Origin of the sequence: Sulfitobacter sp. W002, assembly GCF_025142135.1 — a bacterium.
In the GTDB taxonomy this organism is placed as follows: Bacteria; Pseudomonadota; Alphaproteobacteria; order Rhodobacterales; family Rhodobacteraceae; genus Sulfitobacter; species Sulfitobacter profundi.
On record NZ_CP081126.1, the window covers coordinates 2,179,952 to 2,204,488 of the forward strand.

Annotated in this window: 23 protein-coding genes and 1 tRNA gene; 10 read left to right on the forward strand and 14 right to left on the reverse strand. The window is 62.7% G+C overall.

The features are described from left to right. Positions 1 to 52: 52 nt before the first annotated feature. The 8 genes from K3758_RS10740 to K3758_RS10775 form a co-directional block, all read right to left on the reverse strand. Positions 53 to 1,039 carry a YeiH family protein gene (locus K3758_RS10740; protein ID WP_259944634.1) on the reverse strand — a complete coding sequence of 329 codons (987 nt, stop codon included), beginning with the start codon at positions 1,037 to 1,039 and terminating at the stop codon, positions 53 to 55. A 20-nt stretch (positions 1,040 to 1,059) separates the two neighbouring features. Further along, on the reverse strand, positions 1,060 to 2,337 hold the full coding sequence (hisD, locus tag K3758_RS10745) for a histidinol dehydrogenase (protein WP_259944635.1): 1,278 nt from the start codon (positions 2,335 to 2,337) through the stop codon (positions 1,060 to 1,062). Positions 2,338 to 2,341: 4 nt separating this feature from the next. Next, entirely contained in the window at positions 2,342 to 3,043 is a 702-nt protein-coding gene (locus K3758_RS10750; RefSeq protein ID WP_259944636.1) for an aspartate/glutamate racemase family protein, read from the reverse strand. Beyond that, the gene (locus K3758_RS10755) at positions 3,040 to 4,233 is read right to left on the reverse strand and encodes a DegT/DnrJ/EryC1/StrS aminotransferase family protein (RefSeq protein WP_259944637.1); all 1,194 of its coding nucleotides are present in this window, start codon (positions 4,231 to 4,233) and stop codon (positions 3,040 to 3,042) included. The genes K3758_RS10750 and K3758_RS10755 overlap by 4 nt, the downstream gene beginning before the upstream one ends. A 15-nt stretch (positions 4,234 to 4,248) precedes the next feature. Beyond that, on the reverse strand, positions 4,249 to 5,262 hold the full coding sequence (locus K3758_RS10760; protein WP_259944638.1) for a D-cysteine desulfhydrase: 1,014 nt from the start codon (positions 5,260 to 5,262) through the stop codon (positions 4,249 to 4,251). Between the two features lie 116 nt (positions 5,263 to 5,378). Next, positions 5,379 to 7,817 carry an FAD-dependent oxidoreductase gene (locus K3758_RS10765; RefSeq protein ID WP_259944639.1) on the reverse strand — a complete coding sequence of 813 codons (2,439 nt, stop codon included), beginning with the start codon at positions 7,815 to 7,817 and terminating at the stop codon, positions 5,379 to 5,381. Between the two features lie 138 nt (positions 7,818 to 7,955). Further along, positions 7,956 to 8,930 carry a LysR family transcriptional regulator gene (locus tag K3758_RS10770; RefSeq protein WP_259944640.1) on the reverse strand — a complete coding sequence of 325 codons (975 nt, stop codon included), beginning with the start codon at positions 8,928 to 8,930 and terminating at the stop codon, positions 7,956 to 7,958. A gap of 261 nt (positions 8,931 to 9,191) precedes the next feature. Continuing rightward, positions 9,192 to 9,275, reverse strand: a tRNA-Leu gene (locus tag K3758_RS10775). A gap of 127 nt (positions 9,276 to 9,402) precedes the next feature. Here K3758_RS10775 and K3758_RS10780 point away from each other — a divergent pair. From K3758_RS10780 to K3758_RS10795, 4 genes are all read left to right on the forward strand, one after another. Next, positions 9,403 to 9,981 (forward strand): YqaA family protein, encoded by a 579-nt coding sequence (locus K3758_RS10780; RefSeq protein ID WP_067941874.1) that lies wholly within the window; start codon positions 9,403 to 9,405, stop codon positions 9,979 to 9,981. Beyond that, entirely contained in the window at positions 9,978 to 10,445 is a 468-nt protein-coding gene (locus K3758_RS10785) for a disulfide bond formation protein B (RefSeq protein WP_259944642.1), read from the forward strand. The genes K3758_RS10780 and K3758_RS10785 overlap by 4 nt, the downstream gene beginning before the upstream one ends. Positions 10,446 to 10,576: 131 nt before the next feature. Then, on the forward strand, positions 10,577 to 11,500 hold the full coding sequence (gene rocF / locus K3758_RS10790) for an arginase (RefSeq protein WP_132444560.1): 924 nt from the start codon (positions 10,577 to 10,579) through the stop codon (positions 11,498 to 11,500). Positions 11,501 to 11,515: 15 nt separating this feature from the next. Continuing rightward, positions 11,516 to 12,565 (forward strand): ornithine cyclodeaminase, encoded by a 1,050-nt coding sequence (locus K3758_RS10795; RefSeq protein WP_259944645.1) that lies wholly within the window; start codon positions 11,516 to 11,518, stop codon positions 12,563 to 12,565. Between the two features lie 32 nt (positions 12,566 to 12,597). Here K3758_RS10795 and K3758_RS10800 read toward each other — a convergent pair whose 3' ends face one another. Further along, positions 12,598 to 13,764 (reverse strand): FAD-dependent monooxygenase, encoded by a 1,167-nt coding sequence (locus tag K3758_RS10800; RefSeq protein ID WP_259944647.1) that lies wholly within the window; start codon positions 13,762 to 13,764, stop codon positions 12,598 to 12,600. 136 nt (positions 13,765 to 13,900) lie between these two features. Continuing rightward, a complete protein-coding gene (gene dksA, locus K3758_RS10805) occupies positions 13,901 to 14,323 on the reverse strand; it encodes an RNA polymerase-binding protein DksA (protein WP_259944649.1) in 423 nt (140 codons plus the stop codon). A gap of 168 nt (positions 14,324 to 14,491) precedes the next feature. Between dksA and K3758_RS10810 the strand changes: the two genes are divergently transcribed. From K3758_RS10810 to K3758_RS10835, 6 genes are all read left to right on the forward strand, one after another. Then, positions 14,492 to 15,331 carry a MoxR family ATPase gene (locus K3758_RS10810; protein ID WP_067630343.1) on the forward strand — a complete coding sequence of 280 codons (840 nt, stop codon included), beginning with the start codon at positions 14,492 to 14,494 and terminating at the stop codon, positions 15,329 to 15,331. 208 nt (positions 15,332 to 15,539) lie between these two features. Continuing rightward, the gene (locus tag K3758_RS10815; RefSeq protein WP_259944653.1) at positions 15,540 to 16,910 is read left to right on the forward strand and encodes a DUF2927 domain-containing protein; all 1,371 of its coding nucleotides are present in this window, start codon (positions 15,540 to 15,542) and stop codon (positions 16,908 to 16,910) included. Between the two features lie 27 nt (positions 16,911 to 16,937). Beyond that, positions 16,938 to 17,108, forward strand: coding sequence for an apolipoprotein acyltransferase (locus tag K3758_RS10820; protein ID WP_067630337.1), 171 nt, complete (start codon positions 16,938 to 16,940; stop codon positions 17,106 to 17,108). Beyond that, positions 17,108 to 18,298, forward strand: coding sequence for a VWA domain-containing protein (locus K3758_RS10825; protein WP_259944658.1), 1,191 nt, complete (start codon positions 17,108 to 17,110; stop codon positions 18,296 to 18,298). Before K3758_RS10820 ends, K3758_RS10825 begins: the two co-directional genes overlap by 1 nt. 74 nt (positions 18,299 to 18,372) lie before the next feature. Beyond that, positions 18,373 to 18,804: an OsmC family protein gene (locus K3758_RS10830; RefSeq protein ID WP_067630331.1), complete on the forward strand. Its 432-nt coding sequence runs from the start codon at positions 18,373 to 18,375 to the stop codon at positions 18,802 to 18,804. Positions 18,805 to 18,877: 73 nt separating this feature from the next. Then, complete coding sequence (locus K3758_RS10835; RefSeq protein ID WP_259944662.1) at positions 18,878 to 19,561, forward strand: M48 family metalloprotease; 684 nt, start codon at positions 18,878 to 18,880, stop codon at positions 19,559 to 19,561. Here K3758_RS10835 and K3758_RS10840 read toward each other — a convergent pair. From K3758_RS10840 to K3758_RS10855, 4 genes are all read right to left on the reverse strand, one after another. Next, positions 19,558 to 20,109: an RSP_2648 family PIN domain-containing protein gene (locus K3758_RS10840; protein WP_209218093.1), complete on the reverse strand. Its 552-nt coding sequence runs from the start codon at positions 20,107 to 20,109 to the stop codon at positions 19,558 to 19,560. The two genes, K3758_RS10835 and K3758_RS10840, sit on opposite strands and share 4 nt — an antisense overlap. Next, complete coding sequence (locus K3758_RS10845) at positions 20,109 to 21,335, reverse strand: RSP_2647 family RNA methyltransferase (protein ID WP_259944668.1); 1,227 nt, start codon at positions 21,333 to 21,335, stop codon at positions 20,109 to 20,111. Before K3758_RS10845 ends, K3758_RS10840 begins: the two co-directional genes overlap by 1 nt. 62 nt (positions 21,336 to 21,397) lie before the next feature. Beyond that, on the reverse strand, positions 21,398 to 21,664 hold the full coding sequence (locus K3758_RS10850) for a hypothetical protein (RefSeq protein WP_259944669.1): 267 nt from the start codon (positions 21,662 to 21,664) through the stop codon (positions 21,398 to 21,400). Beyond that, entirely contained in the window at positions 21,661 to 24,462 is a 2,802-nt protein-coding gene (locus K3758_RS10855; protein WP_259944671.1) for a glutamine-synthetase adenylyltransferase, read from the reverse strand. Before K3758_RS10855 ends, K3758_RS10850 begins: the two co-directional genes overlap by 4 nt. Between the last annotated feature and the right edge of the window lie 75 nt (positions 24,463 to 24,537).

Here is a 24,537-nt window from a genome sequence, read left to right on the forward strand (position 1 = left end):
GCCAAAAGTCCCGGCGATACTCTCAGGCTTCACCGAGCAGGCTCGGCCCCGCCTAAATCCCGAACAAAAGCACAAACGCAAGAGCCGCGCCGAGCAGGAACACCGTTTCGACCACCAGAATGATGCTGTAGCTGGGTTTGACCTTCACGACCTTCGCCAGACTGGTTTTCACCCCCAAGGCCGCGATGGCGATGACCAGACACCACCGGGATAGCTCGTTGAGGAACGCGAGCACTGCGCTCGGCAGCACTTCCAGATTTGCCAAAACTGCGCAGCCTGCAAACATCACCAGAAACCACGGCACGCCGACAGATTGCTGCTGCGCGCCTCTGAAGCTGAACATCACGAACAGCATCACGACGGGCAAAAGTGCGACGCGCAGTATCTTGACGTAGGTGGCAAAGACCCCGGCCTCGTCGCTGATGGAGTATCCGGCCCCCACCACCTGCGCGACATCGTGGATCGTGGCGCCAACCAGAAAACCACTTTCAATATCGCTCAGCCCCAGCGACTGGAAAAGAATGGGATAGGCGATCATCGCGATGGTCGACAGCGCCGTGACACCGATCACAACGAAAAGCGTGTCCTGCTCGCGGTCTTTATGTGGCGGCAGGACGGAGGTGATCGCCAAAGCCGCTGATGCCCCGCAGATGGCGACGGCCCCGCCCGCCAGCATACCAAAAGCGGTGCGGCGGCCAAAGATACGGGCCATCACCACGCCGCATCCAAAGGTCGCCAAAACCAAACCGACGATGGCGATGACAGGGGTAAAGCCAAGGCTCATAACCTCGGCTAGCCCCAACCGCAGCCCCAGCAGGCCAACCCCAAAGCGCAGCAGCGCCTTGGCGGCGAAATCGACCCCAATGGCGCAAGCGCTGTCTTCCGACAGGAAGTGAAACGCCATCCCGAGCAGCAGCGCAAAGAGCATCACCGGCGCGCCGTAGTGATCCGACAAGAACGTGGCGGCCACCGCGATGACAGTCGCAAGCAGCAGCCCTCCAGCATAGGGGGAGACGCGGGATTTGACGGTCAGTAGCATAGATATTCCTCGGCGCGGCGTCAGGCCGGTTGCTGTTTCAGCCGAAGCTCGGCAGAACGGGCGTGGCCTTCCATCCCCTCCATCCGGCTGATCCGCGCGGTGCGCAAGGCCAACTCATGCGAGGCATCGGCATCGCAGCGTTGCCATGTCACGGTCTTGGTAAACTTGTGCACGGAGAGCCCCCCGGTATAGCGCGCAGCCCCACTGGTGGGCAGCACATGGTTCGGCCCCGAGGTTTTGTCGCCGAAAGCGACCGTGGTCTCCTCTCCCAAAAACAGCGAGCCATAGGCAGAAAGGCGGTTGAGCCACCAGTCAAGGTCTTCGGCCTGCACCTGAAGATGTTCCGGCGCGTAGCGGTCAGCCACTTGGGCCGCTTCTTCGCGGGTATCGCACAAGACCACCTCGGCCCGTTCGGCCCAAGCCACGCGCGCGGCGCTGGCATTCGGCTCCGGCAGGCTGTCGATCATTTCGGGCGCCCGCTGCAACACGGTTTCCGCCAGTTTGCGGTCGGTTGTGACCAGCCAAACCGGGCTGTCGGCCCCGTGTTCCGCCTGACTGACCAGATCCCATGCCACCGTTTCAGGGTCCGCGCTGTGATCGGCGACGACCAGTGAATCGGTCGGACCGGCGAACATGTCGATCCCCACCGCACCAAACAGCATGCGCTTGGCCTCTGCCACATAGCTGTTGCCGGGACCGACGAGGATATCGGCAGGCACACCGCCAAACAGCCCCATCGACATGGCAGCGACCCCCTGCACCCCCCCGAGGTTTAGGATCAGGTCTGCCCCGCAAAGGTCCATCGCAAAGATGATTGGGTCGGGAATACCGATGCCGGGGCGCGTGGGCGAGCAAGCGGTGATATGCGGCACGCCCGCGACCTTGGCGGTGGTGATCGTCATCAAAGCGCTGGCGATATGACTGTAACGCCCGCCGGGCACATAGCAGCCCGCACTAGAGACGGGGATTTGCTTTTGGCCCGCAATCAGCCCCGGCATGATCTCGATTTCGCAATCACCCATCGTCGCCTTTTGCGCTTCGGCAAAGCGGCGGATGTTGGCATGGGCAAAGCGGATATCGTCCTTGAGCTCTTGCGGCACCCGCGCAGAGGCAGCGGCCCGTTCCGCGGCAGTGACCACGATATCCCCGGCCCAGCCGTCAAGGTCGCGCGCATAGTCCCGCACGGCAGCCTCACCGCTCTCTTCGATCTTGGCGAGCATCTGTGCAACCACACCGCGGATGTCTTTGCCCTCAACCGCCGGGCGGGTCTCGACTTTCTTTAGATAGGTGATCGCCATGGTCTTACCTCGGTTGGATTTGGGAATGTTGATGTATCGCCTCGGCCAGTACGTCGATCGTGTCGAGGATCGGAACGGGGGCGGTCAAAGCCGGGGCGAGCAGCGAAAACTCTGAGCAGGCAATGAGCAGAAGCTCGGCCCCCTGCGCGGTCAATTCAGCCGCCGCTTCCGCAAGCGTCTGCTGCGCCTGCGGGGTGATCCCCTGCGCCTTGATCAGCCGGATCGCGGCCAGCATGCGATCGGCATCTGCGGGCCAAAGGGCGTTCAGCCCGGCGCGGTCAAGGGCTGCGTCAAACACCCCGGCCATGCGCACGGCAGGAGAGGCAAGAATCCCAACGGAGGCGCCTGATGAGAGTTGCCCCGCCGCGCGGTCGACCGACAGGGACACCATGTTCAGGAAGGGGATAGAAACCGCCGCCTCAATCGCCGGGGCGTAGTGATGGGCGGTGTTGCAGGGCATGGCGAGGGCCGTGGCCCCTGCCCGTTCCAGCCGCCGCGCCATTGCAGCAAGTGCCGGAGCGGGATCTTCCCCTGTGCCCTCAATCAGATGGGCAATGCGGGAGGGCACTTGGGGGTTCATGTCGATCAAAAGCGGCAGATGATCGGCGTCGTCTTGGGCATCGACAGTGCCAAGCACACGCTGCTGCAGCAGGATCGTCGCTTCCGGCCCCATGCCCCCCAATACGCCGACGACCGGGCGGCTCATGATGTCACCTCGTCCACCGCTTCGCAGATCAATTCGGCGATCAGCGCGCAGTCGTCTTGGGAAAAACTCAGCGGCAAGCGCATGTCGAAAAGCGTCGCCATGATGCGGTCTGTCGCGGGCATGTCTTGGGCTGGAAAATAGCGCCAGGATGGATGCGCCGAGGTGAAGCCTGCAGGCTCTTTCGCGCCGAACCATTTAAGCTCCACGCCCCGTGCGGCAGCAGCATCCAGCATGGCACGGCACTGTGCGGCGGTGAAATCTGGCAGGCGGAACTGGATGGAGGACCCGACATGCGCTTCGGCGGTTGGCAAGTTGATCGTCGCCACACCGTCCTGTGCTTTCAGCCTCTCCTCAACCTGCGTGTAGCGGGCGTTCCAGCGGGCGATGTTGCTGTCGAGGTCGGCAAGCTGCGGACGCAGGATCGCCGCGCGCAGCGCATCCATCCGTGCCGAGCAATTGGGCATGTCATAGCGCGCATCGGCGTATGCCTCAGGCTGCGGCCCGGCCCCGTGGCGTTCATAAAGCATGTAGCTGCCCGACAAGATCGTCGCGCGGGCGGCGATTGCGGCGGCGTCTGTGGTCAGAAACCCGCCCTCGCCGGAGTTCATGTGTTTGTAAGTCTGGGTCGAGAAACAGGCCACTTTGCCGAAATTGCCCGACCGCGTGCCGTTCCAGCGCGCCCCCATCGTATGGGCGCAATCCTCAATAACGGTCACCTGCGCCGCATCGCAGATCGCCATCAGCCGGTCCATGTCACACAGATGCCCGCGCATGTGCGACAGCAACAGCACCCGCGCGCCGGAACTGGCGATTTTGGCGCCTAGGTCATCAAGGTCGAGCCTCAGGTTCTCGTCGATCTCGACCAGCACCGCATCAGCGCCCACCGCCCGGATCGCGCCGGGCACCGGGGCCAGCGTATAGGCATTGGTCAGCACCTTGTCGCCCGGTGCCACGTCGCAGGCGCGCAGGGCGATTTGCAACGCCTGCCCGCCCGAGGTGACGGCAAGGCAGAATTTGCTGCCCTGCCAATCACGGTATTCAGCCTCAAGCTGGGCCACTTCACCGGCCTCACCCGGGGCGAGGTTATACCGGTGCAAGCGGCCCGACTGTAACACCGCAACCGCCGCCGCGATGGCGCTTTCGGAAAGTCCCTCTTGCTGGGTGAAACTGCCGGTAAACTTGCGCGCCACGGAAGCCGTCCTCTCTTACAGATTGACCCAACGGTTGGACATGTCGAAGGCGAAGTCATAGCCGCCCAGAGCCGCCGCGCCGCCGGTGTGGAGGAAGACCACACGCTCGTCCTTAAACGTGCCTTTGCGGGCGAGATCAATGAGACCAGCGGCCCCTTTGGCAGAGTAGCATGGATCAAGCAGGATACCTTCGAGCTCGGCAAACATCTGGATCGCCTCGATGCCGCTGTCGGTCGGGATGCCGTAGCCTTCGCCGACGTAATCGGTGTTGGCCATCACATCCTCGCGCTTGACCACGCCCGCGCAGCCCAGCTTTTCGGCGGTTTTGCAGGCGAGGTCATAGACCATCTGCTCTTGCTTGGGCTGCGGCGCGCGGGTGCCGATGCCGAGAATGGGGATCTGGGCGTTCATCGCGCACATGCCGGTGACAAGCCCGGCTTGCGTGCCGGAAGAGCCCGTGCCGTGAACCAGCCGGTCGATCTTCATGCCGGAGGTGTTCACTTGGTTCAGCAGCTCAAACGCGCAGTTCACATAGCCCAAAGCGCCCGTGGGGTTCGAGCCACCGCCGGGGATGATATAGACCTTATGGCCCTCGGCGCGCTTCTTTTCAGCCGCCTTTTCCATCTCGCCGGGCATATCGTGGCCGCCGGGGAATTTCTCGGTTGTGGCGCCGTGCAGATGGTCCAGCAGCACGTTGCCATTGGTGTTGTAGTTGGCATCGTCATAGCCGGTGCGGTCTTCCAGCAGGATGTGGCAGGCAAGGCCCAGCTTCGCCGCCGCAGCGGCGGTCTGGCGGCCGTGGTTGGTCTGGGTTGCGCCTTGGGTCATCACCATGTCCGCGCCCTGCTCGATGGCCTCGGCCATCAGGAATTCCAGCTTGCGGGTCTTGTTGCCGCCCGTGGAAAGGCCGGTGCAATCGTCACGTTTGATCCAGATCTCGGTGCCGAGCTCTTTTGACAGGCGTTTCATATGCTCAAGCGGTGTTGGCAAGTGGGCAAGGTGGACGCGGGGGAAACGGGAAAGGTGCATGGATGATCCTCAATCTTAGCTTCGATGTGGGCGGCAGCCGCAAAGGGGGCGGACTGCCGCTGAATGTTCTGTTTGCCAGACCGGGGCCGGACTCGCTTCGGCCCCTGCCAGTCGTGTTATCCGCGCATCAACGCATAGGACGGATCATAAGGCGAGGGCTCGATGACCTCGGTGCCTACCATTTCCCCATAGAGATCAAGCGGGATTTGCGTGCCGGGCGTGGCCAGCGCCGGATCGACAAAGGCATAGGCAAGGTTCATGCCCACCCGGTGTCCCCAGTCGCCGGAGGTCACAGTGCCGACGACCTTCCCGTCCTGCATCAGTGAGGCGCCGCCATGCGCGGGAGCGTGGGTCGCATCGACCTTGAGCGTTACCAGCTTTTTGCGCGGGCCTTCTTCCATGCGTTTGTGCAGCGCGGCCTTGCCAATGAAATCGGCGGGCTTTTCGGGTTTTACGAAACGGTCCAGCGCGGTTTCGAAAGGGTCAAATTCGGTCAGCAGATCAGCTTTCCAGTGCATGAAACCTTTTTCCAGTCGCATCGCGTCAACCGCCCGGGCACCGAACAGCTTCAGACCATGTGCCTCCCCAGCCTCTCGCAGGGCCAGATAGGCCGCATAGAGCGCATTGTTGGGCACGTGAATTTCATAGGCCAATTCGCCCGAGAAGCTGACACCGAGCACGGTGGCAGGCACAAAACCGATGAAGCATTCCTTCACGCTTAGCCATGGGAACGCCTCTTTCGACCAGTCGCCGCGAGAACAGGCGCTGAGCACATCGCGCGCCTTTGGGCCCGCGAGCACGAGGATCGTCTGGTCGTTGGTCAGGCTGCGGATCTGCACCTCTTCATCATCACGCAGATGCATCTGCAGCCAGTCCATGTCGTGATATTCGCTGGCGGCTGCCGAGCCGTACCAGACACGCTGCGGACCGCGATCTGAAGCGGGCAGATTGGCCACCGTGGCCTCGCCCTTGACCATCCCGTGGTGGTTCAGCAGGTAGCCCAGGCCCACCCGTCCGTCGCGCTTGGTCACGGCACCGCAGAACATCCGGTCAAGAAAGCTGTGCCGGTCGCTGCCGGTGATCTCGAACCGATTGAAGCCGTTGACTTCGCAAAGGCCAACATTCTCCTGCACGTTCTTCACTTCAGCCGCGACCACGTCAAAGGCTTCGTCGAAGTTGAAGCTCAGGGTTGGATGGAAATCCGGCGACGGCTTGATGTAGTCGACCCGTTCCCAGCCGTTGACGACGGTGAATTCGGCCCCTTCAGCAGCCATCACCGGGGTCAACGGTGTGGTTTTGGCAGGCCGCGCCGCGGGGCGATGCTCATGCGGGAAGTGGAAGCGGAATTCGTTCTGGTAATCTTCGATGGCCTTGAGCGCGGTGAGTTCGACATTGGCGTGCCCGGTGAAACGGCGCGGGTCGATGACCCAGGTGTCATACTGCGCCTCGCCATGGACGATCTGCTGGGCCAGCAGCCACCCGTGGCCGCCGCCCTCGCCCAGTCCTGCACGCAGGCCGATGATGCAAAAGGCGTTGCGCTTGCCGGGGATTGGGCCGACCAGCGGCGCGCCGTCGATGGTATAGGTGATCGGGCCGTTGACGATCGACCGGATGCCGGTCTCGGCCAGCGCGGGCATACGCTCAAAGGCGCCTTCGAGCACGTCCATGACCCGCTCAAGATCATCCGGGCACAGGGCGTTGATGAAATTGGGGTCGATCCCGTCCATTCCCCACGTCTTGCAGTCCTGCTCATAAAAACCGACCAGCAGGCCGTTCTTTTCTTGGCGGCTGTAATAGTCCGAGATCGGACAGCGCAGCAGCGGCATCCGGTGACCGGCCTCGACGATAGCTGGGATGTCTTCGGTCAGAAAATACTGGTGTTCCATCGAGGCGACGGGATGATGCACCCCCATCATGCTGCCAACCTCATTCACCCGGTAGCCGCAGGCGTTGACGACGATATCGCAGTCGATATCGCCATGTTTGGTATGGACCGTCCAGGTGTCGTCTTTGTGCTGCGTCAGCGCGGTGACTGGCGTGTTGCGATAGACCTCGGCCCCGGCCTTGCGGGCGTGAAAAGCCAAAGCCTGACAGAGCTGAGCCGGGTCGATGTCACCGTCGAGCGGATCCCAAAGCCCGCCCAGCAGGTTCTCGGTTGAGATCAGCGGGTGGCGTCGGGCGCATTCTTCGGCGTCGATGACTTCCAAATCCACATCCATGCCGCGCGCCATCGATGAGAAGTGGCGATAGCCCTGCATCTGCGCTTCGGTATTGGCCAGTCGGATGCCGCCGTCGGCGTGGTGGTAGTTGATCGGATACTCCGGGTCTTCGGATAAGCGCTTGTAAAGTTTGATGGAATGGGTTTTCAGCCCGACCATCGTCTGATTGGCCCCAAAATTCGTGACCTGCGCCGCCGAATGCCAAGTTGTGCCTGACGTAAGCTCATCACGCTCGACCAAGACGACATCTGTCCAACCTTCTTGAGTGAGATGATAAAGCGTCGAGCAGCCAGCGATCCCGCCGCCGATGACTACCACTTTGGTCCGAGATTTCATGGGGTGCGCCTCCGATAGATACTGAGATCAGAGGGCCAGAGAGAGGGTTAAACACAAACACTAATGCGGGTGTTGGAAAAAATCGCAAGATAGTTTCGATAGCTTGATTAGACCCCGAAGCGGCAATAGCCCTGCCCCCTACTCTATCAGCTGGAAACTCTCTGCCAACCAAGGCGTGCTGGCGTGCAGCGGCTCGATCACATGTTGACGAATGAAGTCGCGCATCTCGGCATCGACCAATTCGACGACAGAGCGCGAACAATCCGGCGTGCTCATCAAGGCCAATGTCCGGGCAAAAGCCTTGCCCGGAAAGCGGTGCATGCGCAGATCGCCATGAAACCGCGCGGCGCGGGAAAACAACAGCGGGGTTGTGATCGTCCAGCCCGCGCTTGCTGCCACCATCGCCATCAGGGTTTGGTTATTGCTGCATTCGAACCGATGCGGGGATGTTACCCCCAAGCGCCGCAGGTGGGTGTCGATCTGCCGGGCGATCATCAGGTTGCCGGAGAACCGCAGGAAAGGCAGCTTTGCCGTGCCCTCCATGATCTGCGTGAGGGACTCCGACGCAAGACGCGGCAGAACGATGATGAAAGGGTCACGCAGAAGCGGGCGCTCTTGCAGGTCGTTGATCGTTTCCCCCGGCGCGGTGCATATACCGAGATCGAGCTGGCGGTTGCGCAGCATACCAATCAGGTCGTGGCTGACCCCGGTATGATAGCTGAAATCGCAGCTGGGCATTGTCTTGGTCAGGGAGACTGCCAAATACGGCACGATATCGCTTTCCAAATCTTCGATCGCACCGATTCTAAGGAAGCTCGCGTCGGCGACGCTGCCGGCGGAGACCTCGGCCTTGGCCTTGCGGATCGTGCGCAGCGCCTCGTCGATTTTGCGCGAAAAGACCTGCCCTTTGGGCGTCAGGACCATCGGACGCCGGGCATGGTTGAAGAGTTCAACACCCAAGTGGTCTTCCAAACTGCGCAGGTGATGCGACACGGTGCTCACCGTCAATCCCGCATCCCGCGCGGCGGCTTGCAGCGACCCTTCCTTGGCGCAGACCTGAAACAGTTCGAGCGACTTCAGGCTGATATCTCTGGCGGCTTTGGTCCGAGCCATGGCGGCGTCCTATTCCTGCTGACCCTGCGCTAACGTGTAGCATTGTTTGAGATGATAAATATCAAAACTTCACAGCACGCAGATGGTCTTCTGAAGTTGCCCAAGCTGTAGAAGCCTCAGGCTCTCGGAAAACTACGAACCAACGCGGCCCAGAAATGACCGATATCTAGAACAAGAACGTGGAAGCAGATAGCGTGACCAACGCGGAAAACGGCGATTTGATAGAGCTACGATTTTCACGGAAACCTTGCTGAAACAAGGTGGTACCCAAGGCCGGACTCGAACCGGCACGCCTCGCGGCGGGGGATTTTGAATCCCCTGCGTCTACCATTCCGCCACTTGGGCACGTGGGGCGATGTAGCCTGCAAAAGCGCGTGGGGCAAGTGGATTTTCACCCTGTTTCTGCACAGCGTTGCGCTTGACCTTGGTCGCGCGACATGGTGAGGCATATAAAACAGCCGGAGCCCCCTAAATGATCCGCCGCCTTTATGACTGGACCCTGGGCTTGGCCCAACATCGCCATGCCCTCTGGGCGCTTGCCGTTGTCGCTTTTGTCGAAAGCTCTTTCTTTCCAATCCCCCCTGATATCCTGATGATTCCGATGATCATCGCGCGGCCCAACCGCGCGTGGCTGATCGCGGGGGTAGCGCTGCTGGCCTCCGTTCTGGGCGGGCTTTTGGGCTATGCCATTGGCGGGCTGGCCTTTGAGAGCCTTGGACAGCCGATCCTCGCGAGCCTGGGCAAGTCCGACGCGATGGCAGAATTTTCCACCCGCTTCAACGACATGGGCTTTTGGGCGGTGCTGGTCGCCGGGGTCACCCCCTTCCCTTACAAAGTCATCACGATCATGTCGGGCTGGACCGGAATGCCGCTGGGCACCTTTATCATGACCTCGATCCTTGCCCGTGGGCTGCGGTTCTTCGTGGTGGCGGGGCTGCTGTGGCGCTTTGGCGCACCGATCCGAGATTTCATTGAACGGCGCTTGGGTTTGATGTTCACATTGGCTGTCGCCCTGCTGATTGGCGGCTTCATGGTGGTAAAGGTTCTATGACGGGTAAGACTTTGACTTCGCTGGCAACACTCGGCTCAGCCGCGCTGTTGCTGGGTGCCTTTGGTTTCCAGCATTTGGGCGGCTACGCGCCTTGCCAGATGTGCCTTTGGCAGCGGTGGCCCCATGCGGCGGCAGTGTTGATTGGGGCGATCGTGCTCTTTGGCGGGCCGCGCGTTCTGGCGTGGCTGGGGGCCTTGGCGGCGGCAGTGACGGCGCTGATCGGCGTTTATCACGCAGGCGTCGAATGGGGCTGGTGGCCGGGGCCGAGTTCCTGCACCGGCGGAGGCATGGACTTGGGCAGCCTTGACGGCGGGTCGCTGCTCTCCACCGAAGGCCCGAGCGGTCTGGTCATGTGCGATGAGATCGTCTGGCAATTTCTGGGCCTGTCGATGGCAGGCTGGAACGCCATGTTCTCTTTCGTCTTGGTCGGTCTTTGGGTCGCTGCGGCACGCAAAGCGGCCTAGCCAGCAAAAACTGACAAACTGGAAGCTCTTTCTTTCAGTTTGTTAAAAACGCCCCCGAAACGGTCAGTTTGACGGCTTGTCGTTAGACAGATGCGCGGATTATCTGAGTTCAAACAGCTCAGGAGTCCCCCATGTCGAACCCACAAAACTGTATCTTGCTGGGCGTCCCGCTGGACAGCGGCAAGCGCCGTCGCGGCTGCCTGATGGGGCCGGATGCCTATCGCACTGCGGGGCTCGAACGTGCCCTGCGCGATCTCGGCCACAGCGTCACCGATCGCGGCAATGTCGCCCCCGCGCCCTTTCAAGCGAAAGAGCACGAAAAACTGCACGCGCTGGAAGAGACCATCGCATGGACAGAGAGCCTCGCCGCTGCCGCCGATGCGGCGATGGACGATGGCTTGCCGATCTTTATGGGCGGCGACCACGCGCTGGCGCTTGGCACCGTCTTGGGCGCAATGCGCCATGCCGAAAAGGCAGGCCGCCCGCTTTTCGTGCTCTGGCTCGACGCGCATACGGATTTCCACACGCCGCAGACCAGCGACAGCGGCAACCTGCACGGCACGCCCTTGGGCTATGTCACCGGGCGCGAGGGGTTCGACGGCTTTCCAAAGATCGACACGCCCCTGCCCCATGACAATATCGCCATGATCGGGCTGCGCTCTGTCGACGCCCTCGAACGCGCGGCCTTGCAGGAGACCACCGTCACTTACGTCGACATGCGCGAGATCGACGAGAGCGGCATCGCCAAACCCTTGCAACGCTTCCTTGATAAGGTCGAAGCGGCGGGCGGCATGCTGCATGTCTCGTTGGATGTGGATTTCCTCGACCCCTCCGTGGCCCCTGCCGTGGGCACCACCGTGCCGGGCGGCGCCACGGTCCGCGAGGGCCATCTGGTGATGGAGATGCTTTCCGACAGCGGGTTGATGACCTCGCTCGATCTGGTTGAGCTGAACCCTTTCCTTGATGAACGGGGCCGCACCGCGCAACTGATGGTGGACCTCACCGCATCGGCCTTTGGCCGCCGCGTGTTCGACCGCCCCACCCGTGCCTATTGATAGAAAGACCTGAATATGACCAATCTGAACCCCTCCGACAAGGCGCTGGTGCCCTTCGTTTCTGTCGATCAGATGATGAAACTGATCCACCATATCGGCGTCGAAGACATGCTGCGCGGGCTGGCCGACTATATCGAAGCCGACTTCAAACGCTGGGAGCTTTTCGACAAGACCCCCCGCGTGGCCAGCCATTCTGAGAAAGGCGTGATCGAACTGATGCCCACCTCGGACGGCGATGTTTACGGCTTCAAATACGTCAACGGCCACCCCGACAACACCAAAGACGGCTTTCAGACCGTGACCGCCTTTGGCCTGCTGGCCAATGTGGCCAACGGCTACCCGGTGTTGCTGACCGAGATGACGATCCTGACTGCCCTGCGCACGGCGGCGACTTCTGCCGTGGTGGCCCGGTTGCTGGCGCCCAAGGGCAGCCATGTCATGGCGATGATCGGCAATGGCGCGCAGTCCGAGTTTCAGAGCCTTGCGATGAAGGCGATCTGCGGCGTGGATGAGGTGCGGCTCTACGATATCGACCGCGCGGCGACCGCCAAATGCGCACGCAATCTGGCGGGCCATGGCATCAAGGTGGTGGAATGCGACACCGCCGAAGAGGCGATTATGGGCGCGCAGATCATCACCACCTGCACCGCGGACAAGCAATATGCCACGATCCTGACCGACAATATGGTCGGCTCTGGCGTGCACATCAATGCGATCGGCGGCGACTGTCCCGGTAAGACGGAACTCGCGCCCGCGATCCTGCACCGTTCGGGCATCTTCGTGGAATTCCCCGAGCAGACCCGCATCGAGGGTGAGATCCAGCAGCTTGAGGCCGACCACCCGGTGACCGAGATCTGGCAGGTGCTGGCCGGGCAGGCCGAAGGCCGCCGCGATGCGCAGCAGATCACGCTGTTTGACTCCGTGGGCTTCGCGATCGAGGATTTCTCGGCCCTGCGCTATGTCCGCGATCAAATCGCTGAGACAGGGCTGTTCCAACCGCTTGATCTGCTGGCCGACCCGGACGACCCGCGAGACCTTTTCGGGATGCTGCAACGGGCGGGCTGATCAATTGGGCCACCGGCTAAGCTCGGTGGCCTTTACGCTTTGGTAACGTCATGGGCGTAGAGCCAATCAAACGCGCCCAGCATCGCGCCGGGCGCGAGTTTTGAGGCTATGCGCAGCCCGGTATGGGCCGCAAACCGGACCGGGCCGGACCGCAGGTGATAGCGTGCTGCGTTGCCTTCCGAGGTTTTGACAATGCGCCGCGCGCGGTCGATGCGGGCGGCTTGATAGGCGCTAAGCGCGGCGTCGCGGGGCTGGCGGGTCAGGCAGTCGGCCAAGACCCAAGCATCCTCTAGCGCCATATTTGCCCCCTGCGCCAGAAAGGGCAGCGTTGGATGGGCCGCATCGCCCAACAGCGCCACGCCTTCTGCCTGCCAATTGGCGGCGACGGGATGGTAATGCAGCCCCCAGAGGGTCACATCCTGCACCGCGCCCAGCATCTGCGCCGCCTCTCCGCCGAAACCTGCGAAGGCTTGGCGCAGATTGGAGGGATCGTCACGGTGATGCCAGCCTTCGGCGGCCCAATCGGCGCGCTCTTCCACGGCGACGAGGTTGACCAATCGCCCCTCGCGCAGCGGATAGCTGACCAGATGCCGCCCCGGCCCCATGGTAACCCGCGCCTCTGGGCCGTGATCTATGGTGTTGGGGATCAGCCCACGCCATGCCACCTGCCCCGAGAACCGCGCCTTATCCGCCCCGTTCAACTGCACCCGCCCGACCGAGTGGATGCCATCGGCGGCCACGACCAACTCCGCCCGCCGCCGTCCACCACGGGCCATCTGCACCTGCGGCAAGGCACCGGGATGGATCGAGGCGACCTGCGCGTCGGTCTCGAAACTCACGTTGGCGCGCTGCGCGGCTTCACGCAGTAGATCAATCAGGTCGGCACGGTGGAGGAAATAATAACGCTGATCATTGGCCAAGCGAGTCAGATCAAGCCGGGCCACCTGCGCGCCCTTCGCGTAGTCGCAAAGGCGCACCGCCTGCCCCCGCACGGCACCGCGGGCTTTCAACCCATGCTCCAACCCAAGCGCGCGCAGCACGGCAAGGCCGTTGGGGCTGATCTGTAGCCCCGCGCCGATCTCGGAAAACCGCGCGGCCTGTTCAAGCAGGGTTACGGCGACGCCCTTGCGCGCCAGTGCCGTGGCCAAGGCCAGCCCGCCGATCCCGCCGCCCACGACAATCGCATTGGAAGGTTTCATTCACGCCCCAGATCATAGGCCCCAGATCGCTGCCAAGCTGGTAGACCCCGGCTCACAAGCTTCGGATCGTGCTGGCCCCGCGCCCAAATCACAAACGCCGAAGCATAAGCCTCGGCGTGTGATGTTTCAGGTGATGTCAGTCGTCGCGGTGGACTTTCTCGCGCCGCTCGTGACGCTCTTGCGCCTCCAGCGTCATCGTGGCGATGGGCCGTGCGTCCAGCCGTTTGAGCGAGATCGGATCGCCGGTGACCATGCAGTAACCGAACTCTCCCTCGTCGATCCGCCGCAGAGCCGCGTCGATCTTGCCGACCAATTTGCGGGCCCGGTCACGGGTCCGCAGTTCCAGCGCGCGGTCGGTCTCTTCCGAGGCGCGGTCGTTCACATCCGGAATGTTCCGGGTGCCGTCTTGCAGTGCTTCGATGGTGTCACGGCTGCCTGCCAACAGTTCCGATTTCCAGTGGATCAGCTTGCGACGAAAGTACTCAAGCTGACGGTCATTCATGAATGGCTCGTCCTCGGCCGGACTGTAATCGTCCGGCAGGAAAACTTCCTGCTTCATTTGTTTTTCCCCGGCGGTTTTCAACTCAGACATTAAAAAGGCCTGTCTCCCGACATCTTCCCTGCCGCAGCGTCTATCTGAGCGGGTTACAATTGTCACTACACAATCCCTTTGATTTTTGGTTAAAGGCCAAGGATCAAGCGCCCGTCACACGAGGTTGAAAACAAGATGAAATTTCAAGGCACCAAAGACTACGTCGCCACCGATGACCTGAAAATTGCCGTCAATGCAGCGGTTACCTTGGAGCGTCCGCTTCTGGTGAAAGGCGAGCCGGGCACCGGCAAAACCGAATTGGCGCGGCAGGTCAGCGACGCCTTGGGTCTGCGCATGATCGAATGGAACATCAAATCGACCACACGCGCGCAACAGGGGCTTTACGAATACGACGCCGTGAACCGCCTGCGCGACAGCCAATTGGGCGATGAGCGCGTGCATGACGTCAAGAACTACATCCGCAAGGGCAAGCTTTGGCAGGCCTTTGATGCCGATGAAAAGGTCGTGCTGCTGATCGACGAGATCGACAAAGCCGACATCGAATTCCCCAACGATCTGTTGCAGGAACTCGATAAGATGGAGTTCTTTGTCTATGAGACGGGCGAGACGATCCGGGCGCGCCAACGCCCCATCGTCATCATCACCTCCAACAATGAAAAAGAACTGCCCGACGCCTTCCTGCGCCGCTGTTTCTTTCACTACATCCGTTTTCCCGAGATGGAGACGCTCAAGCAGATCGTCGAAGTGCACCATCCGGGCATCAAACAGCAGCTGCTGACCACCGCGCTGACGCAATTCTACGAGATCCGCGAGCAACAGGGGCTAAAGAAAAAACCCTCGACCTCCGAGGTGCTGGACTGGCTGAAACTGCTGCTGGCCGAGGATATGGACGCCGAGGATCTGGCCAAGGATGGCCCCAACGCCCTGCCGAAACTGCATGGCGCGCTGCTGAAAAACGAGCAGGATGTGCATCTGTTCGAGCGGCTGGCCTTTATGGCGCGCCGCCAGCGGTAGAGCGGCAACACCCATGCGACTTTACGTCAAAAGCGGGTATTTTCCTCGCTTTTGATTTTTCGCCTGCCTAGGCTGAGGTCAATCACGGGCACCAAGACCCGGGTTTAAACGACCGATGGGGCAGGCAAATGCAAGGACAGACAGCGGCAGCGCCATGCGCAGTTTGCGATAGATCACAGCGGAATAGGCCGCGCAAAGGCCCAAGCGCATGAGGCGCGGGGTGAAGGCGCGGCTGATCCTGCCGCTGATGATGTTGCTGAACGCCTGCGTGCCGGCCTCCCATTCCGAGGTGGCGACCCGCGCGGTGATCGCCGACAGCACCCTGCCCCCGATGAAGCAGTTCGCCCAAGCCCGCCCCACGACGCCGCATGTGTCGAATGCTGCCTTGGCCGAAGATTTCCTTGATCTGTCCTTTCGGATGGAAAGTGGCCGCGCCCTGCCCGTTCTGACCCGCTTTGAGGGGCCGATCACCCTGCGCGTTCTGGGGCAACCGCCCGCGACCTTGGGGCCGGACCTTGCGCGGCTGCTGGCACGTCTGCGTCGGGAAGCCGGGATGGAACTGCGTGAGGTGACGGGCGGAGAGGCGAGCATCACCATTCAAGCGGTGAACCGCAGCCAGATCCGGCGGCTCTTGCCGCAGGCGGCCTGTTTCGTGGTGCCGAATGTCAGCACACTGGAAGAATACCGCCGCACGAGGCGTTCCGCCGCCACCGATTGGACCCGCCTGACCGAGCGGCGCAAGCTGGCGATTTTCCTGCCCAATGACGTAAGCCCACAAGAAAGCCGCGATTGTTTGCATGAGGAACTGGCCCAAGCGCTTGGGCCGCTGAACGATCTCTACCGCCTGCCGGACTCGGTGTTTAACGACGACAATGTGCATACGGTGCTGACCGGTTTCGACATGCTGGTGCTGCGCATCTACAATGACCCGGCGCTGCGCTCTGGCATGACCCGCGACGAGGTCGCCGCGCGCCTGCCGGGCATTTTGGCGCGGCTGAACCCCGGCGGCGGCACCGTTGCCCCCCGCCCCGCGCGCGCCACGCCGCAGGTCTGGAGCCGCGCCATCCAGACGGCCCTTGGCCGCGACGTGGGCCGCAACGCCCGGATGTCTGCAGCCCAAGACGCACTGCGCATCGCCCAAACGCAGGGTTGGCAGGACAACCGCCACGCATTCTCGCATTACGCCATGGGCCGCGTCACGCAGATGACCGACCCGGCCGCCGCGCAGACACATTACCAGATGGCAGACACCCTCTATGCCCGCACCCCCGGCACCACGCTGCACCGCGCCTATGTCGCCACGCAGCGGGCGGGCTATGCGGTAACCATCGGCGACGGCGCAGGCGCACTTGCCCTGATCGAGCCGCATCTGCCCATCGCCGAGGCCAGCGAAAACGCCGCCTTGCTGGCCACGCTCATGCTGCTCAAGGCCGAAGCTCTAGAGATCGAAGGCCGCGGCATTGAGGCGCGCCGCGTCAGGCTGGACAGCATCGGCTGGGCGCGATACGGCTTTGGCCCTGACTGGGCCGTGCGGGCCAAGCTGCGCGAAATCGCGTCCCTGAACCCGCGCAATGGATAGGCCCGCAAAATAGACGGGCAATAGGTTATGATAGCACTCGGATTGGCATTGATCGGCGCGGTAATCGGCGGGCTGACGGCCCGCAAACGTGGCGGCAACCGCAAAGACATCGCGCAATATGCAACGGGCTACGGCTTTGCCTTCCTGATCGTCGGCATGATCGCCACGGTTCTTTTGGACCGCGCGCTGAGCCTCTGATGTTTCTGCCGTTCTTCGATCAGCTCCGCCGCCACGGTGTTCCGGTCTCGCTGCGCGAGTTTCTGGCCTTTCTTGAGGGCATGAAGGCGGGGCTGGCCACCTATGACGTTGAGGCGTTTTACTACCTCGCCCGTGTGTCGATGGTCAAAGACGAGCGCAACATCGACAAGTTCGACCGCGCCTTTGCAGCGGCCTTTAAGGGGCTGGAGAACATCAGCCTTGATGACGTGCTCGACGCCGTGGACCTGCCCGAAGACTGGCTGCGCAAGATGGCCGAAAAGCACCTCACGCCCGAGGAAAAGGCCGAGATCGAAGCCGCGGGCGGCTTTGACAAGCTGATGGAGACGTTGAAAAAGCGGCTAGAGGAACAAAAAGGCCGGCATCAGGGCGGATCGAAATGGGTCGGCACGGCGGGCACCTCGCCTTTTGGCGCATACGGCTACAACCCCGAAGGTGTGCGGATCGGCCAAAAGGAAAGCCGCCACCAACGCGCGGTCAAGGTTTGGGACAAGCGCGAGTTCCGCAACCTCGATGACAACGTCGAGATCGGCACCCGCAACATCAAACTGGCGCTAAAGCGTCTGCGTCGCTGGGCACGCGACGGGGCAGCAGAGGAGTTCGACCTGAACGGCACCATCCGCGCCACGGCAGAGCATGGCTATCTGGATGTGAAAACCCGGCCAGAGCGGCGCAATGCCGTGAAAGTGCTTCTGTTTCTCGACATCGGCGGCTCCATGGATCCGCATGTGAAGGTCGTCGAAGAGTTGTTCAGCGCGGCGCGTGGCGAGTTCAAACATCTTGAGCATTTCTATTTCCACAACTGCCTCTACGAAGGCGTCTGGCGCGACAACCGCCGCCGCTGGGACGCGCAGATCCCCACCCATGAGGTACTGCACAGCTATGGCTCTGATTACAAATGCATTTTTGTCGGTGACGCGTCGATGTCGCCCTATGAGATCGCCTATCCCGGCGGCGCGAATGAGCATTGGAACGCGGAGTCGGGTGCCACATGGCTCGCCCGCGTGCGAGATCACTGGCCAAACCATCTGTGGATCAACCCGGTGCCGGAACGGCAGTGGGGCTACACCCAGTCGATCGCGATGATCCAAGAGATTTTCGGCCCCGAGGCCATGGTGCCGATGACCCTCGAAGGGCTAAGCCGGGGCATTAAGACCATGACGCGATATTGAACGCTCGGCCTTGAAACCTTTCCGCCCTGCGCCAGTTGAGGGGACGAACGCAAGCTCAGTGAAAGGATATTCCAATGGCTTCGATCGTGAAAACCGGCAGCGCAAAATGGGAAGGCTCGCTCAAAGAGGGCAAGGGCCATGTCTCAACCCAAAGCGGTGTGCTGTCTGACCAGCCCTATGGCTTCAACACCCGTTTCGAAGGCAAGGAAGGCACCAACCCAGAAGAGCTGATCGGTGCGGCCCATGCGTCTTGTTTCTCCATGGCGCTGTCGATGATCCTGGGGCAAAGCGACCTGACGCCCGACAGCATCGAGACCAAGGCAGAAGTGCATCTGGAAGAGAAAGACGGCGGCTTTCACGTGCCCAAAGTGCATCTGACGGTCGAGGCCAGCATCCCCGGCGCGAGCCAAGAGGACTTCGACAAAGCCGCGAAGACCGCCAAAGAGAACTGCCCGATCTCCAAGCTGCTGACCGCCGAGATCACGATGGACGCAAAACTCGTCTGATCGCATGACATGAAACCGGGGGCGCGGCCTTGTGCCGCTTGCCCCCGGCCCTCGGCCTGCCCATATTGCGGGCATGATCCGCTTTCTCCCCATTCTGCTGGCCATCCTTTACGCGCTGGCCATGTATCGTTTCTCCGCTTGGCGCACGGCGCGCGAGTTGGACGCGAAATCGACCCCCTTGGTGGACCCCAAACTCAACGACATGAGCGCCAAGATGGCCAAGGCGTTGGACCTGCCGCGCATCAAGGTGCATCTTTATGAGATCGAACCGGTCAACGGGCTGGCAGCCCCCGATGGACGCATTTTCATCACCCGCGGGTTTTACAACAAGTTTCGCCAAGGTGCTGTAACAGCAGAGGAATTGGCGAGCGTCATCGCGCATGAGTTGGGCCATGTGGCGCTTGGCCATTCGCGGCGGCGGATGATTGATTTCTCGGGCCAGAACGCCCTGCGCACGGCGCTGGCGATGGTGCTGGGGCGGATCATTCCCGGGATCGGTGTGCTGATCGCAAACGGGCTGACCAGCCTGCTGGCTGCCCGCCTCTCACGCGGGGATGAGTATGAGGCAGACGCCTATGCCGCCGCCCTGCTGACAAAAGCGGGCATCGGCATCGGCCCACAGATTTCCTTGTTTGAGAAGTTGGACGCGCTGAGCCAAAATAGCGCGGGACGCCCGCCCGCTTGGCTGCTGAGCCACCCCAAGACCGAGGAACGTGTCGCCGCGTTGCGCAAGCTGCAACTGCGGTGGGAGGGCTAGGCCAGAGCCTTTGCCAGCCGCGGCAGCCGTGCCTTTTTCAGCAGGGCGCGCATCTCCCATTGCTCGCCTGACAGCCGCCGCGCCTCTTGCAAGACGGCGTCGGCCACGGGGGCGACCAATTCCGGTGTCGCTTGCCAAATCCCATGCAGGTAGCTGTCGGGATCGGCCCGGCTCAACCCCTCTTCGGCGAGGATTTGGCGGGGGAAATCCTTGGCGTTCAGCGTCAGGATCATGTCGGCGCTGCTGGCCACGGCGACGGCCAGAACATGAATGTCATTCGCATCCGGCAACCAAAGCCGCGCCTGTAGGCTGGGAGAGGCCGCGCGTTCGGCCCCCGGCCAGTTGCCGCGCAGCAGTGCGATCTCGGCCCGCGCTTGTGCTTCGCCCGTGGGCCCAAGCTTGATCGCCGCACGGGCCCATTCTTCTAAGATACGCGCCGACCAGACCGGCTCGAACGCGCCCCTTGCTGCCACACCCAACACCATTTCGCGCATCACCGTGGGGTAGAGCACGCAGGTGTCGATCAGCACGCGGGGGCGCGTTTTCATCACAGGCGGAAGAACAGCGACTTGAGGTAGCCGCTTTCCGCAAGCTGCGGCAGTTGCGGGTGGTCCGCCCCGGCAAAGCCGGTGTGCAGCAGCATGGCGCGGCGTCCGGCCCGACCGATGCCGCGCACGGATGCGGTGCGGAACTGGTTCAGATCAGCGGCGTGGGAACAGGAACAAAGACCCAGAATACCATTCTCTGCCACCAGCTGCGCCGAGAGCCGTGCGACACGTTCATAGGCGCGCAGCCCCGCGTCGACCGCTTGGCGCGAGGGGGCAAAGGCGGGCGGGTCGCAGATCACCACGTCAAAGGTCTCGCCCTCATCGCGCAGCGCGGTAAGCACGTCGAAGGCATCGCCTTGGCGGGTGGCAAAGCGATCTTGCATGTTCATCGCGGCGGCACCGGCTTCGGCCAGTTCCAACGCAGGGGCGGAGCCGTCGACGGCCAGTGCTGATGACGCGCCGTTTGCGAGGGCGGCGAGGGAGAAGCCGCCGACATGGGCAAAGACATCGAGCACCCGTGCCCCATTGCGCGCGAGATTGGCGGCAAAGGCGTGGTTGGGGCGTTGGTCGTAGAACAGGCCGGTTTTCTGCCCGCCGGTAAGGTCGGCCATATAGGTCGCGCCGTTCATCGGCACCGGCAGCGGGCCTTCGGGGGTCTCCCCCACCAGCGTGGACGAAGCATCGTCAAGCCCTTCAAGCTTGCGCGTCCGGCCAGAGGCGTTTTTCAACACGTTGGTCACGCCGGTCACCGATTGCAAAGCGGCCACCAGCGGTGTCAGCAGCGCATCGGCCCAAGCGGCGTTGGGCTGGATCACGCAGGTATCGCCAAAACGGTCGATGATGACGCCCGGCAGGCCATCGGCCTCGGCGTGGATCAGGCGGTAATAGGGTTGATCGTAAAGCTGGCTGCGCAGGGCATGAGCGCGGCTAACGCGCGCCTCGAACCATGCTTGATCCACCTGCGCCTCTGCGTCTTGGTCGATCATCCGGGCGATAATTTTGGAGGTCGGATTGACCGCGACCAGCCCCATGGGCTTGCGGTCAGCATCTTCCAGCAGCGCCAGCGTGCCGGGGGCAAGCCCCCGCGTGCGGCGGTCGGTGACCAGTTCATTGGCATAGACCCAAGGAAAGCCGTGGCGGATGGCGCGGGCGTTGGCCTTGGGCAATAGGCGCACCACGGGACGTGTGGCAGGCTGCGGGGCGGAGGGGGTTTGGGGCGTTGTCATAGCGCCCCTCGTACTGCGTTCGCGCGGCTGGGGAAAGAGGTTTCGCAGGCCCAGATCGGCGGTCAGTTGCGCGCCCTGCCCCGCCAACCGCCCCGGCGGCGCGGGGTGGTGAGCGTGGTCTGCCCCTCGCGCAGCACTTGGGTCATCGGGTGGCACGCGGCGGCCGCACCGTAGCGTTCCAACAAATGGGTGATGGCGGCTGCGTTGTCGTGGCCTTCCGGCAGGCTCAAGGCCCAGTCGAGAAAGATGCTGCGGCATTCGGCGGGGCCAATCCCCTCCATCCGGTAGGATTCGCGGATCAAGCCCTTTGGGTCATCTGGATCGCTCATGCCCCCTCCTGCCCCGGCTCGGGCAGCGCCGCGTCGATGGTTTGAGCCGCGGTGTCGTAATCGCCCTGCATCTTGGCCTCCAATGCCGCTAGGTCGTCACAAGCGAGCACACGACAGAGAAAGCTCGCCCCCGCCTGCCCCATCGTCCGCGCATCAATCGGATTGGCTGACAGCAGACGCGCGGCGCAATTCAGGGTCCATGCGTTGGTATAGGCCGAGGAAAGCGCGGCTTCCGCCTGCGCATCAATCACGTTTTCGCCGCGCGCGGCGGCAAGGCCCGCGTCGATCTCACGCGCGCCGGTGCCGCCGATAAGCGCGCCTGCCTGCGCGAACAGTTCGATATCCTGCAAGCGGCCCGCGCCCGTCTTGGCGTCGAGCGGCCCTGCAGGGCTGCGGGCGGCGGCAATGCGCTGGCGCATCTTCGCGACCTCGCCCAGAACCTTGTCGCGCGAGGCGGCGCGGCTGAGGATTTCAGCCCGAAGCGCTTCGACGTCGCGGCCCAGATCCTCTGCCCCCGCGATCACCCGCGCGCGGGTCAGCGCCAGATGCTCCCAGACCCAAGCCTGCTCTTTCTGGTAGCTCTCAAAGCTGGCGAGGCTGGTGGCCACCGGCCCCTGATTGCCCGAGGGCCGCAGGCGCATGTCGATGTCGTAAAGCTTGCCTTGGGCCATCGGCGCGGTCATCGCGGTGATCATTGCTTGGGTCAGCCGGGCATAATAACTGCGGGTGGCGAGGGGTTTGGGGCCGTCGGAACTGTCCACCCCATCGGCATCATAAATCACCAGCATATCGAGGTCGGAGGTCGGCGTTAGACGCCCAGCCCCAAGCGAGCCCATGCCAAGGATCACCGCCCCGCGCCCCGGCGGCGGGCCATGCCGGGTGGCGAATTGATCGACGACCACGGGCCAGAGCGCCTGCAAGACCGCTTGGGCCAACTCGGCATATTGGCGCCCGGCGGTGGCCGCGTCGATCAGCCCGCGCAGCAGATGCACGCCGATCCGAAAATGCCATTCGCGCGCCCAACGGCGGGTGCCATCAAGGCGCAACTCGTAATCGGCCTCTGCCGCGAGATGCTGTTGCAACATCTCGGTCAGCTTGGTCTGCCCCGGCCAGTCCGAAAAGAAATCCCCCCCGATCACCGCATCGAAGACCCCCGAATTCCGCGACAGATGCGCCGCCAGCGCAGGCGATGTGGCGACGATATCCACCAACAGATCGCCCAGTTGCGGATTGGCCCGCAGGAGCGAGAAGAGCTGCACCCCGGCGGGCAGGCCAGCGAGGAAACCGTCAAAGGCCAAGAGCCCCTCATCCGGTTTGGCAGATTGCGCCAAACGGTCCAAGAGCAGTGGCTGTAGCCGCCCGAAAATATCCGCCCCCCGTTCTGAGCGCAGCGCGGGATAGCTGGGCCAACGGTCAAGCACCGAGGTGTCGAATTGATGCGCCGGGCGGGCGGCTTCGGGCTCCTCCCGCGTGGCGGCGAAAAAGCTTTCGATCAGGTCGTGCACGGCTTGCAGACGCTCATGAAGATCGGCCTGCAAGTCATTGACATCCATGTCCATCATGGCGGCCAGACGTTCAAAATCGGCATCATTGCGGGGCAGCGTGTGGGTCTGCGCGTCCTGCACCATTTGCAAGCGGTGCTCTACCGTGCGGTGTGCGCGGTAGTGATCGCCGAGCGTTTCGGCGACCTCTTTGGGCACCCAGTTCTTCTCGGCCAGCACCTGCAACCCTGCCAGCGTCCCACGGGGCCGCAACTCCGCATCGCGCCCCCCGGCGATGAGCTGTCGGGTCTGGGTGAAAAACTCGATCTCACGGATGCCGCCCCGGCCCAATTTCATATCATGCCCCGGCAGAGTGATCGGCCCGCCCAAGCCCTTGTGCTCGCGAATGGCGAGCCTCATGTCGTGAGCGTCTTGGATGGCAGCGAAATCCAAATGGCGGCGCCAGACAAAGGGGCGCAAGGATTGCAAGAACGCTTCCCCTGCGGCGATGTCACCGACCGCCGGACGGGCCTTGATATAGGCCGCGCGCTCCCATGTGCGGCCAAGGCTTTCGTAGTAGCGCTCGGCGGCCTCCATCGCGATGCAGACGGGGGTGACCGCCGGGTCGGGGCGCAGGCGCAGATCGGTGCGAAAAACGTAGCCCTGCGCGGTAATGTCGTTCAATGTGCCCGACATCGCCCGCGTCGCCTTGACGAAGGCGCTGCGGGCGGCGTGGAAATCATCAGGCGCGAAGCGGCTTTCGTCAAAGACGCAAATGAGGTCGATGTCTGAAGAATAATTCAGTTCCCCCGCGCCCATTTTGCCCATGGCAAAGACAACCATGCCCGCGCAGTCGGCCAGATCGTCCATCGTCATCCCCGGCAGTTTGCCGCGTTTGATCTGTGCCGCCAGCCCCGCACGCAGGGCCGCCCCGCAAGCGGCATCGGCGTAATCGGTCAGCGCGCCGGTCACGTCTTCCAGCGACCATGCCCCGCCCAGATCGGCCAGCGCGGTCAGAAGCGCCATGCGCCGTTTGCCCTGCCGCAGCCCATCGGCCAGCCGGTCGGGCGCAAATTCCGCCGCCGCGGCGCAATTGGCGGCCAGAGCGGCCTCGGGGTTTTCCACGGCCTCGCCAAGCCAAGCCGCTTCCTTTTCCAACAGCGCCATTAGATAGGGTGCGGTAGACGCGGCGGCCGAGATCATCTCGCGCAGGTCCGGCGCAAGATCGGGCAAGAGCGCCGCCGCATCCTGCGCGCGTTCGCGGTGATAGATGCGGGGAGAGCGGGTGATCCGGGCGGCAAGCGATGGGTCTGTCATGGGGCCAGCTTTGCGGGCTGATCCAAGCGGCGTCAATGGGGGTTGCGGCACGGCGCGGCCTTGCTACGACTTTGG